Genomic DNA, 14,742 nt, shown 5'->3' on the forward strand with positions numbered 1-14,742 from the left:
TCCGCGAGACGTGAAAGGGCCGGCGGCGCCCCGTTTCGGTGGACGACCGGTGACGTGTGCCAGGTCGTCGGGAAAAGGGGCGCCGCCGGCCCCGGCGAAGCCGTAGGGTCAGCGGCCGGTGCGACCGCGTGCCTCGACGAAGTCGATGCGCGGGCTGCGACCCTTGTCGAGTGCACCGACCACGGTGCGAATGGCGTGCGCGGTGCGCCCACGACGCCCGATCACCCGACCGAAGTCCTCGGGGTGCACCCGCACTTCGAACGTCCGGCCGCGGCGAAGCTCCCGGGTGGTCACCCGGACGTCGTCCGGGTGACCGACGATGCCCCGGACCACGTGCTCCAGTGCCTCGACGAGCATCGGGTCAGGCTCCGCTCTCGTCCTGCGTGGCTTCCGCGGGCGCGGAGGCCTCGGACTTCTCAGGCTCGGCCTTCTCGGCCTTCTCAGGCTCAGCCTTCTCGGCCTTCTCAGCCTTCTCAGCCTTCTCAGGCTCAGCCTTCTCGGCCTTGGGCTTGCTGCTGCGGCTCGACTTGCTGACCGCCTCGGCCTGCGGCTCGAGGTGGGCGTCGCGCAACGCCTCGTCGAAGAGAATGCGCTTGTCGGCCTTCGGCGCCACTGTCTTCAGCGGCTCGGGCGCGGGCTCGCCCTTGAACTTCTGCCAGTCACCGGTGCGCTTCAGGATCGCGACGACGGGCTCGGTCGGCTGCGCCCCCACGGACAACCAGTGCTGTGCACGCTCGGAGTCGACCTCGATGAAGCTCGGGTCGCTCTTGGGGTGGTACTTACCGATCTGCTCGATCGTCTTGCCGTCACGCTTGGTGCGCGAGTCGGCGACGACGATCCGGTAGTAGGGCGCACGGATCTTGCCCATGCGCTTCAGCCTGATCTTGACGGCCACGTGTGTGGAGTCTCCCTGTGTGGATGAAGGGTGAGCGGTCGGAACCGCGTGGGGTGCGAATCCGGCCTCTCGAAGGGAGTCGACCAGCCGCGGAGTGAGAGGGCTCGCGACGGGACGGACTCGGCGGCCCATTCTGCCAGACGAGGCGGCGTTCCTTCACCGTGCGGTACTACTCGTCGCCGGACCTCTGCTTCCGGCGCTGATCCATGCGGGGCGAACCTGGACAAAAGTCCTGCGAAACGAGTAACGCCGCGGCGTCCACGAAGTCTCCGCGGGCGGGACCGGCTCCAGCCCGGGTCGTGCGACCCGACCTAGACGACGACCTTCCCGCGCAGCACCACCCGTGCCGGGGCCACGAGGACGCGGACGTCCTCGATCGGATCGTGGGAGTAGACCACGAAGTCGGCCGGAGCGCCCTCGGCGAGGTCGGCCGGCATGCCGAGCCACTTCCGAGCGCGCCACGACCCGGCCCCGAGAGCGTCGTACGCCGAGAGCCCGGCGCCTTCGGACAGCATCCGGATCTCGGTCGCGAGCAGCCCGTGCGGCAGGACGCCACCGGCGTCGGTTCCGGCGTAGATCGGCACACCCGCCTCGTGGGCGGAGCGCAGCGTGTCGTCGACCCGCGCGTGCAGGTCGCGCATGTGCCGTGCGTAGGCGGGGAACTTCGACTCACCGTGCGCGGCATAGGTCGGGAAGTTGTCGATCTGTCGACGGGTCGGCACCAGCGCCACCTGACGCTCGGCCATCATCCCTATCAGCTCGTCCGAGAGTCCGGTGCCGTGCTCGAGGCAGTCGATGCCGGCCGCCAGCAGGTCGGGCAGGGACTCCTCCCCGAACACGTGCGCGGTCACCCGGGCGCCGAGTTCGTGCGCCTTCCCGATGGCGTCGGCGAGGACGTCGCCGGGCCAGCAGGGCGCGAGGTCACCGACGTCGCGGTCGATCCAGTCGCCGACCAGCTTGACCCAGCCGTCGCCGCGTCGAGCCTGCTCGGCCACCGTGTCGACGAGCTCGTGCGGCTCGATCTCGGCACCGTAGTTGCGGATGTAGCGCTTGGTCCGGGCGATGTGACGGCCCGCCCGGATGATCCGGGGCAGGTCCTCCCGGTCGTCGATCCAGCGGGTGTCCGCGGCACTTCCGGCATCCCTGATCAGCAGGGTCCCCGCGTCACGGTTGGTGAGCGCCTGGAGCTCCTGTGCAGCGGGTGGGACCGCACCCTCGGCGTCCAGCCCGACGTGGCAGTGGGCGTCGACGAGGCCCGGCACGATGTAGCCCTCGGCGACGAGCTCCGCGTCCGCGACCGGGCTGTAACTGATCCGCCCACCGACGACGTAGATGTCACGGTGCTCACCGTCGGGGAGGACGACGCCCCGGACCCGTAGTGCTCGCGTCGTCGGACCCGTCACTTGCCGTCTTTCGGCAGCAGGTCGCGCAGCTCCTTCGGCAGCTCGAAGCCCTCGGGAACCTCCGCGGGGCCGCGCGTCAGGTCGGGCAGGCCGTCGCCTCCGAACGCGGGCGGTAGGGCGTCGCTCTCCGGGCGTTCCTGCGCGGTCACGGCGTCCTGACGGGCCCGCTTGGCCGGGTTGCCGGACCGACCGGCGCGCTGCGCCTTCTTGCCCTTGCCCTTGGCCTTCTTGGCCTTGCGGTTGCCGCCGCCGATCGCTCCCATGCCGGGGATGTTGGGCATGCCCGGCACGCCCTTCCCCTGGCTGAGCTGGCTCATCATCTTGCGGGCCTCGAGGAACCGCTCCACCAGCAGGTTGACGTCGGTGACCGTGGTGCCGGAGCCGCCCGCGATGCGGGAACGCCGCGAGCCGTTGATGAGCTTGGGGTCGTCGCGCTCCGCCGGCGTCATCGAACGGATGATCGCCTCGACCTTGTCGAGCTCGCGGTCGTCGAGCTGGTCGACCTGGTTGCGGATGTCGCCGAGCCCGGGAAGCATGCCGAGGATCTTCGACAGCGAGCCCATCTTGCGGACGGCCTGCATCTGGGCGAGGAAGTCCTCGAGGGTGAAGCCGCGCTCGGTCTTGAGCTTCTCGGCGACCCGCGCCGTCTGCTCCTGGTCGAACGCCTTCTCGGCCGTCTCGATGAGGGTGAGGACGTCGCCCATGCCGAGGATGCGCGAAGCCATCCGGTCGGGGTGGAAGACGTCGAAGTCCTCGAGCTTCTCGCCGTTGGAGGCGAACATCACGGGCCGGCCGGTGACGTGTCGGACCGAGAGCGCGGCACCGCCGCGGGCGTCGCCGTCGAGCTTGGAGAGCACCACGCCGTCGAAGCCGACACCGTCCCGGAAGGCTTCGGCCGTGGTGACGGCGTCCTGACCGATCATCGCGTCGACGACGAAGAGGATCTCGTCCGGCTTCACCGCATCGCGGATGTCGGTCGCCTGCTGCATCATCTCGGTGTCGACACCCAGCCGGCCGGCGGTGTCGACGACCACGACGTCGTACAGCTTGGTGCGGGCGTGCTCGATGCTTCGGCGCGCCACGTCGACCGGGTCGCCGACACCGCTGCCGGGTTCGGGTGCGAAGACCGCGACCCCGGCGCGTTCGCCGACGACCTCGAGCTGTTGGACGGCATTGGGGCGCTGCAGGTCGGCCGCCACGAGCAGGGGCTGGTGACCCTGCGCCTTCAGCCAGCGGCCGAGCTTGCCCGCGAGGGTGGTCTTACCGGCACCCTGCAGGCCGGCGAGCATGATGACGGTCGGCGGAGTCTTGGCGAACCGCAGCCGGCGCGTGTCACCGCCGAGGATCTCGATGAGCTCCTCGTTGACGATCTTGATGACCTGCTCGGCCGGGTTGAGGGCCTGGTGGACGTCGGCGCCGCGGGCGCGTTCCCTGAGCTGGGCGATGAAGGCACGCACGACCGGCAGCGCGACGTCGGCCTCCAGCAGCGCGATCCGGATCTCCCGCGCGCTGGCATCGAGGTCAGCGTCGGTGAGCCGGCCCTTGCTGCGGAGCCGCTTGAACGTCGCCTCGAGGCGATCCTGAAGTGTCGCGAACACGGTGGCAGTCTGGTCCTCGCTCGACGTGGTGGGGTCCTGCCAGAGTAGCCGTCTGTCCGGCCGGGATGGGCGGGCCGCCGCATGGTTGGGGTCGTCTCGTGCGATTTCTGACGATACATGCCGACCTGCGCGAGCGTCAGCCGGCAGGATCTTCCGCCCTGTACGTCCCCTATGCGAGGGACTTCCGCACCGACCGGGAGATCTCCGCGGCCGTGGTGTCCGCGAGCGGACCTCCTTCGGGCCGGGTCAGGTAGAAGACGTCGACCGCGTTGTCGGCCCAGGTGCTCACGTGGGCCGAACGCACCGAGCACCCCGCGGCGGCGAGCACCGCGCAGACGTGGTGGAACAACCCGGGACGGTCGTGTGCGCGTACCTCGAGCACGGTGGCCGCCGTGGACGCTCCGCCGACGACCCGCACCTGCGCGGCAGCGACGTCCGCGCCGTCGGCACTGGCAGCGTCGGCGCCGGCACCGTTCTGAGCCGCGCCGACCGGTCCCGCGCCTGCCGTGCCCACGCCGCCTCGCCTGCGGGTCCGACCCTTCGAAGAGGTCGCGTACGCCGCGTCGAGGCCGGCCAGCCGGTCGGCGAGGTCGGTGCCGCCGGCCAGCGCGGCGGTCAGGCGTTCGCGCAGCACGGCCCGCTCCGGCGGATCACCGGAGACCGACCAGATCGAGACACCCATGCCGTCCAGGGTGTGGACCGACGCGGAGCGGACGGAGAGCCGGGCGAGCGCGAGGACGCCGGCCACGGTCGCGAGCAGGCCCATCTGGTCCGGCGCCACGACCGTCAGCTGGCTGGCGCCGACCTCTCCCCCCTCCCGCGGCTCGATCACCACGTCCAACCCGCCGCGCTGCGCGAGCAGCCGCTGCCAGGTCGCGAGCGGGCCGGGTTGGGGAAGCTGGCCGCGTTCGAGCGTACGGCGCACCCGGTCGACGAGCCGCTCGACGAGTGCCGCCCGCCACGGTGTCCAGGCGGCCGAACCGGTCGCCCGCGCGTCCGCCTCGGTCAGTGCGGCGAGCAGCTCCAGGGTGTCCGCGTCCCGGACCACCGCCGCCACCTGCTTGATCGTGGTCGGGTCGTCGAGGTCGCGCCGGGTGGCCGTGTCGGCCAGCAACAGGTGATGGCGGACGAGCAGGACGAGCGTGGCCGTGTCGTCGGCGTCGAAGCCCCACCGGGGCGCCAGTCGGGCCGCGATCCGCGCGCCGGTCACGCTGTGGTCGGGCGATCCGTCGCCCTTGCCCATGTCGTGCAGCAGGGCGGCGACGAGCAGCAGGTCCGGCCGGTAGACCCAGCGGACCAGTCGGGCGGCCTGGACGCAGGTGTCGAGCAGGTGCCGGTCGACGGTGTGCCGGTGGACCGGCGAGTACTGCGGGGCGCACCGCACCCGGTCCCACTCGGGCACCAGGTCCGCGACGAGTCCGGCCTGGTCGCACGCCTCCCAGACCGGGAGCAGGTCCGGCCCGGCGCCCAGGAGCGCGGTGAACAGCCGGCGAGCCTCGTCCGGCCACGGGGTGGGCAGCGGCCGGTGCGCACCGGCCAGCCGGTCGGCGGTGTGCGGGGCGAGCAGCAGGCCACGGTCGGCAGCCGCGTAGGCGGCGCGCAGCGGCAGCATCGGGTCGGTGCCGAGCCGCGCGTCGGGAGCGAGGACCACCTCGCCGTCGACCGAGGCGACGCCGGGCGCGACCGGGGTGAGTACGGGACCCGGGCGCTGGCGGGAACGGGCACCACGCCGGACCGACCGGCCGGCGAGCGCACGCCCTACCCGCCGCCAGGTGACGTCGGAGAGGTGGCTCATGGTGCGGCCGAGCTGGTAGACGTGTCGGAGCAGGGCGTCCCGGTCGGCGAGCCCGAGCCCGGCCGCCACATCCGCCTGCAGGTCGGCGAGCAGCCGGTCGGTCGGGCGGCGCCCGCAGACCTCGTGCAGGACGTCGCGGACGTCGAGCAGGCCCTCCCGGATCCGCGCGGCGTTCGCCTGGGGCACCTCCACCAGCCAGGTGGCGGCGAGCGCCCGAAGGACCACGCCGTCGCGCAGGCCACCACGGGCCTCCTTCAGATCCGGCTCCAGCAGGGCGGCGATCTCCCCAACCCGGTCCCCCCGCTCCCGGACGCTCTCCTCCAGCTCGGGCAGCCGGCGAGGTGCCGTACGCCGCCATGCCGCCAGCAACGTCGTCCGCAACTGGATCGTCAGCGCGGCGTCCCCGGCGACGTGCCGGGCGTCGAGCAGCGACAGGGCCGAGCGCAGGTCACCGGCGGCGGCCGTGAGGGTCTCGTCGAGCGTGCGGACGCTGTGGTCGAGCGCGATCCGGTCGTCCCAGAGCGGGTACCACAGCCGCTCGGCGATCGCCGCGACGTCTGGGCAGCGGTCGTCGTGGAGCAGCAGGACGTCGAGGTCGCTCGCCGCGGACAGCTCCTCTCGGCCGTAGCCGCCGAGGGCCACCACACAGACGCCGCTCGCGGTGGTCTCGGTGGCCGTCAGCGCGTCGGCGAGCAGCGAGCGAAGCCGCTCGTCGGCACCGCGGGTACGCTCCGCCCGCGAGCGGCCGACCTGGGTCAGCAGCTCGCGGGCGGAGGGAACCGGCGTCGATGCGGGCATCGTCGGCAAGTCCTACAGCGCCTCCGGTCCGTGTTCGCCGGTCCGAACCCGGACCACGCTCTCGACGGGGACGACCCAGACCTTGCCGTCACCGATCTTGCCGGTGTGGGCGCTCTTCACCACGACGTCCACGATGTCGTCGACGTCGGCGTCATCGACCACGATCTCGAGTCGAACCTTCGGCACCAGGTCGATCTCGTACTCCGCACCGCGGTAGACCTCGGTGTGGCCCTTCTGGCGTCCGTACCCGCTCGCCTCCGTGACCGTCATGCCGGAGACGCCGAACGCCTCGAGTGCGGCGCGTACCTCGTCCAACCGGTGTGGCTTGATGACGGCGGTCACCAGCTTCATCGGGTCACGCTCCCTTCCTTGTCCTCAGCCGACTCCCCGGCCGAGTCCACCGCCGGCTTCTCGGCCGACTCTGTCGACTCCTCCGCGGAGGAGCTCGGGCCGTGCTCGGACCTCAGGCTCATGGTCTCGCGCATGAAGTGGCCGCGGGAGCCGCCACCGATCGTGCTGAAGTCGTACGCCGTCTCCGCGTGCTCGGCGAGGTCGATACCGCTCACCTCGTCGTCGGCGCTGATCCGGAAGCCCATCAGCTTGTCGATGACCTTGCCGATGACGTACGTCAGGACGAAGGAGTACGCGAGGACGGCCGCGGCCGCGACGATCTGCCGCCACAGCTGGCCGAACCCACCACCGTAGAAGAGACCGGCGACTCCGGCCGGGGCTGTCGCCGAGGCGAGGAGACCGATGAGCAGCGTGCCGGCCAGACCGCCGACGAGGTGGACACCCACCACGTCGAGGGAGTCGTCGAAGCCGAACCTCGTCTTCAACCCGACGGCGAGCGCACACAGCACACCGGCGACCAGGCCGACCAGGATCGCCCCGACCGGGGTGACCGAGGCGCAGGCCGGCGTGATGGCCACCAGGCCGGCGACCGCACCGGACGCCGCGCCGAGGGTCGTGGCCTTCCCGTCCCGGAACTTCTCGACCAGGATCCAGGCGAGGAGCGCGGCCGCCGTGGCGACCTGGGTGTTGATGAACGCCACACCGGCGAAGTGGTTGGCGGCGAGGGCGGAACCCGCATTGAAGCCGAACCACCCGAACCACAGCAGACCCGCACCGAGCAGGACCAGCGGCAGGTTGTGCGGACGCATCGGCTCCCTACGCCAGCCGACCCGCTTGCCGAGGACCAGGGCGAGCGCGAGGCCGGCCGCACCGGCGTTGATGTGGACCGCTGTTCCACCCGCGAAGTCGAGCGCCTTCAACCGGTCGGCGATCCAGCCGCCGTTGCCCTCGTCGAAGAAGAACACCCAGTGCGCGACCGGGAAGTAGACGATGGTCGCCCAGGCGACGATGAAGACGATCCAGGCGCTGAACTTCGTCCGGTCGGCGATCGCACCCGAGATCAGGGCGACGGTGATGATGGCGAACATCGCCTGGAACGCGACGAAGACCGTGGACGGGATGGTGCCGACCAGCGAGTTCTCGCCCAGCAGTCCCTTCAGGCCGACCTCGCCCAGGCCACCGATGAGTCCCCCACCGACGTCGGTCGAGAACGACAGCGAGTAGCCGTAGAGCACCCAGAGGATGCTCACGACGCCGATCGCGGCGAAGTTCATCATGAGCATGTTGAGCACGCCCTTGGCCCGGACCATGCCGCCGTAGAACAGCGCCAGTCCGGGAGTCATCAGTAAGACAAGGGCGGCACTGGCCAACACCCAGGCGGTGTCGCCGGCACTGAGCTCGGGCATCGTGTCTCCTCCTGTGGAGAGGGTCCGGAGCTGGTCAGGTGCTGGAGATGCGGGAGCCCGGTGACCGGGACCATCGACGGCTTCGACGGCCGCCGGGCGGGCTCTCGAGGATTCGGCAAGACTGGTCGCCCCGTGTTTCGTCGGCACGAGCCCGTTGTTGCGGCGCGATGACGGAACACCCCGGCAATGTGAAATCCGTGTGAACCACGGCCGCCCTGCCGGCGTCGCCACCGGGAGTTCCGACGCCTGCGACCTCAGTCACCGTCTTCCGCGGAAAACCGGCGTCCCGGGGCGGATCGGCGATGTCGCGACCGCGGCTAGAAGGTCCGTTCCGGGGCGTTTCCCGGCGCTGTCTCCGGCGCTGTCTCCGGGGCGGGCGGAAGGGCACGCAGCGGCACGGCGGCCTTGACCAGCATCTCGTCCCACTCCTCGACCGGATCCGAGTCGAGCACGATCGCGCCGCCGGCCCCCACGGTGACCCGTCCCTCGTGGATCACCGCGGTCCGGATCACCACGCTCAGGTCAGCCGTACCCGTCAACCCGAACTGACCGAGCGCACCGGAGTAGATCCCGCGGGCGCGGGACTCGAGCTCGTCCAGGATCCGCATCGTGCGCAGCTTCGGCGCACCGGTCATGGATCCCGGCGGGAAACAGGCGCGGGCGGCACCGACCGGACCGACCTCGGCGCGCAGCCGGCCGCGGACCGTGGAGACGAGGTGGTGCACGGTGGCGTAGGACTCGAGGGCCAGGAACGCCGGCACGGTGATGCTGCCCGGCTCGCAGACCCGGCCGAGGTCGTTGCGTACGAGGTCGACGATCATGAGGTTCTCGGCCCGGGTCTTGGTACTCGTCAACAGCTCCTTGCGGGCGAGCTCGTCCAACCCGGGATCTCCGCTGCGTGGCACGGTTCCCTTGATCGGCCGGCTCTCGGCGTATCCCTCGCGGTCCACGGTGAGGAAGCGTTCCGGTGAGGCCGAGAGGACGTGGACGCCGTCCAGGCGCAGGTACGCGGCGTAGGGGGCGGGATTGAGGCGCCGCAGCCGCCGGTAGACCTCCAGAGGCGTGCCCGTGAAGGGCATCTCGACGGTGTTGGTGAGGCAGATCTCGTAGCTCTCCCCCGCCCGCAGCCTGGCCAGACAGGTCTCCACGTCCCGCAGATAGGCGTCACGCGGACGGTCCAGCCAGGGCTCCGGCTCCGGGCCGGAACCGCCGGAGGGCACCCCCGGCCGGCTCCCGCCCGGCCGCGCGGCGCCCGGCTCCTCCACCTGCCCGGCCGACTCCGATGCGGCCGCCAGGTCGGTGAGGATGGCGGCGGCCTCCTCCAACCAGGCGGCGGGTTCGCCGTCGGCGACGAGTTCGACGACCCACGTACGCCGCTCCTCGTGGTCGACCCCGACGTACCTCGTCGCGGCGAGCCAGCACGCGTCCGGCAGGGGCGAGACGTGCGGGCCCGCCGCGCCGTCGTGGGCCTTCAGCTCATACCCGAAGTAGCCGACGTAGCCGCAGGCGAGCTCCCTGGGGAGTTCGTCCGGCACATCGACACGACGGCGGTCGGCGAGCCGGCGTTCCAGCCGGTCGAAGATGGTCTCCCCGCCCTCGCCGACGCGCTCGGTGAGCACCTCCTCGTGCGGCCCCGCGGACTCTCCCAGTACGGAGTAGCGGGCCGAGCCCCCGAGCAGGCTGCTGTCGAGCCAGAACGCCCATCTGCCGACACCGAAGAGCGCCGCGAACGCCCGCTCGGTGTCCACGGGGAACGCCAGCTCACGGCAGCGCAGGGACCAGCTCGTCACCGCACCAGCATGCCGCCCGGGGGTGGAGAAGACAGCGCCCGACCCGAAACCGGGCGCTCAGCCGAGCTGGAGCACGTCCTCCAGCTCGGCCAGCAGGCGAGCCCTGGAACGTGCGCCGACCAGGGACCTGACGAGCTGTCCGTCGCGGTAGACCTGCAGGGTGGGTACGGCGAGGACACCGCAGGCCGCGCCGGTCGACGGGTTCTCGTCGGTGTTGATCTTCGCGACCGTCAACCGGTCGGCGTACTCCGCGGCGATCTGCTCCAGGACCGGAGCGATCATCCGGCAGGGCGGGCACCAGGGCGCCCAGAAGTCGACCAGGACGGTCCGGTCGGCGCGGAGCACCCGCTCGCCGAAGTCGGCGTCGGTCACGGTCACCGTGGCGGGGTGACCGGACCTCGCGGGGTTCGTGGGGGTGGTCGCGTTCGGCGCCTTCAACAACATGTCGTGTCTCCTGTCGCTCGGTCGAGTGCGGTGGCCAGCTGCTCCTCGACCTGCGCCCGCACCGCCTGGAGCCGGGCGAGGCAGTCGTCGAGCTCGTCGAGCTTGCGGCCGGTAGACCGCGACGGAGTTCGGGCACACGTCGCCCGCGACATGGCCGGACCGTAGGCAGTCCACGAACGGCCGGGTGTCCTCCAGGGAGAACCCGATCGCGAGCAGTGACCGGATCTCCTCGACGACTCGCCAGTCGGCCTCGCCGTAGTCGCGGTAGCCGTTGGCCGTACGCCGTGCCGACAGCAGTCCCTGGGTCTCGTAGTAGCGCAGGGCACGAGTGGTCGTACCGGTCCGTTCGGCGAGCTCTCCGATGCGCATCTGGCCTCCTCGCGACGACCGTAAACGTTGACGTCGGCGTCAAGGCCAGTGTGAACGCGCGGGGACGAGAGGGCGGCAGCGACCTCCTGGTCACTGCCGCCCTCTCGTGCGAGCCGGTCAGGCGGGGAACCCCCGCCCACCCGGCGAGATCCCTACAGCCCGATGACCTGCCCCTCGGACCGTGGATCACTGCCGCCGGCGAGAACACCTGTCGCCGGGTCTCGGGAGATGATCTGCGCGCCGCTCTCGCAGCTCCAGTCGCCGTTGAGCGACACGTCATGGCCGCGGTCGGCGAGGGCCGCGGCGTACTCCTGCCCCGCCCGGCCCTCGAGCGCGAGCTCGAAGCGGCCGTTGGCCCCGGCGGAGGAGGAACCGAACCAGAAGGGCTGCTCGATGCTCTGCTGGGTGTCGAACCCGTGGTCGATCATGCCGGTGACCGTCTGGAGGTTCCACTGGGGCTGCCGGTCACCGCCGGGGGTACCACCCGTGACGACCAGGCGGCCCTGCGGATCCGCGATCTGGTAGCAGTTCAGCGTGTGCATCGGCTTCTTGCCGGGTGCGAAGACGTTCGGCGATTCGGGCGCCAGCGAGAACGCCTGCGCCCGGTTGTTGAGGACGACGCCGGTGTCGCCCGCCACCACACCACTGCCGAAGTTGCTGGCGACCGACTGGATGAGCGAGACCATCATGCCGTTGCGGTCGACGACACAGAGGTACGTCGTGTGGCCGCGGTCGAATTCTCCGGCGAGGACCTCCTGGCCCGCCCGCGCGCCGATCCGGGCGCTGCGCTCACGGGCCCAGTCCTTGGACAGCAGCTGCTCGACCGGTGAGGTGAGGAACGCGGGGTCACCGCAGTAGGCGTACCGGTCGGCGAAGGCGAGCTTGATCGACTCGATCAGGACGTGCGGACGATCCGGGGACGCCGCACCAAGCGCCGGGAGGTCGAAGTTCTCGGCGATGTTGAGCGCCTCGAGCATGACCAGGCCCTGGCTGGGCGGACAGGTCTGGAAGACCCGGTGTCCGCGGTAGGTGGTCGAGATGGGCGCCGAGACGTCGGTCCGATGGTCCTTGAAGTCGGCCGCGGCGAGAGCACCACCCACCTGCGCCATGAAGGCGCCGATACGTTCGGCGATCTCACCCTGGTAGAACGCCTCCGGGCCACCGGCGGCGATCGTCTCCAGGGTCCGGGCCAGGTCCGTCTGCCGGAAGACACTGCCCGGCACCGGCGGTGCTCCCTCGGGGAGGAACACCTTCGCCGACGCCGGGAAGGACGCCAGCAGGTCGGTGAACTTCCGGATGAAGCTGATGAGCACCGGCGAGATGGGATGGCCGTAGGCGTAGTTGACGGCCGGCTGGACGAGCTCGGCGAACTGCTTCGTGCCGTGCCGTTCCAGCAGGGTGAAGTAGGCGTGCACCATGCCGGGGACGGTCACCGAGAGCGGCCCGTTGCTGGGCATACGGACACCGTCACGGGCTTGCCGCATCGCCTCGATGGTCGCCGCGCGAGGCGCGATACCGCTGCCCTGGAAGGACGTCACGCTGCCGCCGTCCACGTTGGGTACGGCAGGGTCGTGCACTAGCGCGAAGAGGTCGCCACCAAGGCCACACATCTCCGGCATCACCACCGACGCGACCAGGGCCGCGCCCACCGCCGCGTCGACGGCGTTGCCACCCTGGGCGAGGATGCGCAGCCCGGTGCTGGTCACCAGTGGGTGGCACGAGGCCACCGCGCCACCCTCGGCGAGGACCGGGGCGATTCGGCGCCGGGACCACTCGAACGGCGTGGCGTCGGCGCGCGGGTGACCGATGACGACTCCGGAGTCAGCCGGTGGTGTGCCCACCTCCCCCGGATCCTTCCGCGGGATCTCCTGGCCCTGGGACGCTGCGGTCGAGGCCGCGCTCATTTGGCTCCCTTCGCGGGTTTGAGCCTTCCGGCGTACATAAGCATGATCGTGAAGTTGTCGGCGTACGGCGAGTTCTGCAGCAGTGGGTCGCTGTCGTCCGGCCACGCACCCACCCGGTCGTTCTCCAGGCAGGGGTTGTTTCCGTAGCGCTCGAACAGCGGCACCATCGGGAGCAGCTCGTTGAACGCCAGCGCCACCTTGGTGACGATGGCCTTCTGCGCCTCCTGATCGAGTCCCTCGCCGGCCTCCACGACGAGGCGTTCCAGGTCGACCTCGCCCACGACCTTCGTGGTCTGCTTGAGCTCGAAGCCCATGCCACGACCGCCCTGGTTGGCGGCGACCGGAATGTTGTGGGTGAACAGGTCCGCCAGGAAGGCGAAGTGCGGGTGCGGGTCATCGGAGGTGCCCCACGCCTGGATCGCCATGTCGTAGTTGCCCTTGTCCACGTCGATCGGTTGCTGGGACTCGGTGACACCACGACCGACGACGCCGAGACCGAAGTCCGACAGCTGTTTCGCGACGTCCTCACCCGAGGCCGACCAGTCGGCGTACTCCGCCGGGAACGTCACCTCGTAGTGCGCCTGCTTGCCGTCCGGCTTGATCCAGTTCGCACCCTGCTTGCGCCAACCCGCCTGCGTGAGCAGCTGTGTCGCCTTGTCCCGGTCGTACTCGTACTTGTTGAACTTCGCGAGATCCGCCTCGGAGATCCAGCCGGGCACGGAGTTGTCGGAGAAGCCGGCCATGTGGACGACGCCCTTGCCGGACTTGTCCAGCGACACCTGGCCGTTCTGGTCGCGGTTGATGGCGTGGGCGAGGGCCTGCCGCACCCGCGGGTCGAGGAACTCCTTGTGCCGGTCGAGGTTCATCAACAGCGCGGGTCCGGAGTAGACCGGTGGCCGGATGATCCGGAAGCCCTTGTTGACCAACTGCTTCTCGGTCGCGACCGGGAAGCCGAAGGTGGCGTAGTCGAGGTTCTTCGCCAGCACGACCGGGGTGATGGTGGTGGTCTCACCGTTGAAGATGACGACCTTGTCGAAGGCCACCGTGTCCGCGGCGTAGCCCGTGGGGTTCTTGACGAAGCTGAGCTGGGAGTTGGTGATGCTGTTGTAGTCGTAGTTGAACGGCCCGGAGGCGATCGCCTCCTTGGGCCGGAAGGACTGGAACTCCTGGTTGAGCTTCTTGCCCTCCGGGGATTCGAGATCCTTGCCGGACCCGAACAGCTCCTCCGCACGCTTGGCCCACGGGCCGTAGGTCGCGTCGGAGTGGATGTGCTGCCGCAGGGCGTAGCGCTCGACGACCGTGGACGGCTTCTTCATCGTGAGGACGACCGTGAGCTCGTCGGGTGCCTCCACCTTCTCGAGGTACTCCCACACCGAGTTGCGCATGATGCGCAGGCACCAGAAGGTGGTCACCGCGTCCTTGCTGGTGATCGGCTTGCCGTCACTCCACTTCAGGCCCTGGCGAAGCGTGTAGGTGAAGGTCTTCGCCGCCTCGTCGACGTTCCACTTCTCGATGAGCATCGGCTCCCACTTCTGCTCCTTCCAGCGGTACATCGCGCCGGGAGCCATGATGAGGTCGATGTAGAAGTGGTCACCCAGGATGGAGTCGGTGACGCCGTCCATGAGGTTGAAGTGGCCTTTGGGCGGGACCTGGTAAGCGGTCCCACCATGAAATTCCGCGGAAGCGACACCCGAAGCGCCAGGACTCGCGCCCTGGCGACAGGAGGAGAGCGCCAAGGCGCCGGCTCCTCCGCTCAGGATGGCGAGCACCTGCCGACGGGACAGGTTCGAGCCGACCAATGGTGAGGTTGAGCGCATGCGCACGATTGTGCTGATGAACGCGCAGAAACGAAAGCACAACAGCAAGGCGCGTCCAGCATCGGACGCGTGAGAGGCTCCTTGCGGACAAGGAGGTTTCCGGGCGAGGTCGCCGTTAACACGGCGTTGACACCGACCCCACCGGCGGCGCCGTCAGCAGGAGTGCGCCTCC

The 14,742-nt window shown here is 70.3% G+C and carries 11 protein-coding genes; all 11 read right to left on the reverse strand.

Annotated features, from left to right (window positions below; genetic code table 11):
- Positions 1 to 108: 108 nt before the first annotated feature.
- The 11 genes from HEB94_RS39325 to HEB94_RS39380 all read right to left on the reverse strand — a co-directional run bounded on the left by HEB94_RS39325 (position 109) and on the right by HEB94_RS39380 (position 14,570).
- The gene (locus HEB94_RS39325) at positions 109 to 357 is read right to left on the reverse strand and encodes an RNA-binding protein (RefSeq protein ID WP_192754537.1); all 249 of its coding nucleotides are present in this window, start codon (positions 355 to 357) and stop codon (positions 109 to 111) included.
- Positions 358 to 361: 4 nt separating this feature from the next.
- Positions 362 to 895 carry a 30S ribosomal protein S16 gene (gene rpsP, locus HEB94_RS39330; protein WP_192754538.1) on the reverse strand — a complete coding sequence of 178 codons (534 nt, stop codon included), beginning with the start codon at positions 893 to 895 and terminating at the stop codon, positions 362 to 364.
- A 311-nt stretch (positions 896 to 1,206) separates the two neighbouring features.
- Positions 1,207 to 2,298 (reverse strand): amidohydrolase family protein, encoded by a 1,092-nt coding sequence (locus HEB94_RS39335; RefSeq protein ID WP_192754539.1) that lies wholly within the window; start codon positions 2,296 to 2,298, stop codon positions 1,207 to 1,209.
- A complete protein-coding gene (gene ffh / locus HEB94_RS39340) occupies positions 2,295 to 3,896 on the reverse strand; it encodes a signal recognition particle protein (protein WP_192754540.1) in 1,602 nt (533 codons plus the stop codon). Before ffh ends, HEB94_RS39335 begins: the two co-directional genes overlap by 4 nt.
- Positions 3,897 to 4,065: 169 nt before the next feature.
- On the reverse strand, positions 4,066 to 6,489 hold the full coding sequence (locus HEB94_RS39345; protein WP_192754541.1) for a [protein-PII] uridylyltransferase: 2,424 nt from the start codon (positions 6,487 to 6,489) through the stop codon (positions 4,066 to 4,068).
- 12 nt (positions 6,490 to 6,501) lie between these two features.
- Positions 6,502 to 6,840 carry a P-II family nitrogen regulator gene (locus HEB94_RS39350; RefSeq protein WP_192754542.1) on the reverse strand — a complete coding sequence of 113 codons (339 nt, stop codon included), beginning with the start codon at positions 6,838 to 6,840 and terminating at the stop codon, positions 6,502 to 6,504.
- Positions 6,837 to 8,246 carry an ammonium transporter gene (locus HEB94_RS39355; protein WP_192754543.1) on the reverse strand — a complete coding sequence of 470 codons (1,410 nt, stop codon included), beginning with the start codon at positions 8,244 to 8,246 and terminating at the stop codon, positions 6,837 to 6,839. The genes HEB94_RS39350 and HEB94_RS39355 overlap by 4 nt, the downstream gene beginning before the upstream one ends.
- A 317-nt stretch (positions 8,247 to 8,563) precedes the next feature.
- On the reverse strand, positions 8,564 to 10,036 hold the full coding sequence (pabB, locus tag HEB94_RS39360; RefSeq protein WP_192754544.1) for an aminodeoxychorismate synthase component I: 1,473 nt from the start codon (positions 10,034 to 10,036) through the stop codon (positions 8,564 to 8,566).
- Between the two features lie 57 nt (positions 10,037 to 10,093).
- Positions 10,094 to 10,849, reverse strand: coding sequence for a thioredoxin (gene trxA, locus HEB94_RS53915; RefSeq protein WP_202896791.1), 756 nt, complete (start codon positions 10,847 to 10,849; stop codon positions 10,094 to 10,096).
- Positions 10,850 to 11,001: 152 nt separating this feature from the next.
- Positions 11,002 to 12,753, reverse strand: a complete 1,752-nt coding sequence (ggt, locus tag HEB94_RS39375; RefSeq protein WP_192754546.1) for a gamma-glutamyltransferase — start codon at positions 12,751 to 12,753, stop codon at positions 11,002 to 11,004.
- The gene (locus HEB94_RS39380) at positions 12,750 to 14,570 is read right to left on the reverse strand and encodes an ABC transporter substrate-binding protein (protein ID WP_192754547.1); all 1,821 of its coding nucleotides are present in this window, start codon (positions 14,568 to 14,570) and stop codon (positions 12,750 to 12,752) included. Before HEB94_RS39380 ends, ggt begins: the two co-directional genes overlap by 4 nt.
- Between the last annotated feature and the right edge of the window lie 172 nt (positions 14,571 to 14,742).

Origin of the sequence: Actinopolymorpha pittospori (genome assembly GCF_014873875.1) — a bacterium.
Lineage (GTDB): Bacteria > Actinomycetota > Actinomycetes > Propionibacteriales > Actinopolymorphaceae > Actinopolymorpha > Actinopolymorpha pittospori.